Raw genomic sequence first — 246 nt, forward strand, 5'->3', positions numbered from 1 at the left:
CGCGTCGACCGCGCGGTACCGGAAGAGCGGGAGGGCGAGCCGCACATCCTGCAGTGTGATGCCGAGCTCGTACTCGGCACGGCGGTGCACGGCGGTCAGAACCGGCTCGGCGGGCTCGGGGTGACCGCAGAACGAGTTCGTCCAGACACCCGGCCACGCCGTCTTGCCGAGCGCGCGACGGGTGACCAGGAGCTCCCCGCTCGAGTTGTGGACATGGCAGGAGAAGGCCAGGTGAAGGGCCGTATC

The 246-nt window shown here is 69.9% G+C and carries 1 protein-coding gene; it reads right to left on the bottom strand.

Annotated features, from left to right (window positions below):
* The coding region (idi, locus tag ACPYOM_RS23435; protein ID WP_481347817.1) for an isopentenyl-diphosphate Delta-isomerase at nt 1-246 on the bottom strand (246 nt) is incomplete at both ends.

The sequence above is a fragment of the Monashia sp. HAY1-2A genome (assembly GCF_056755315.1).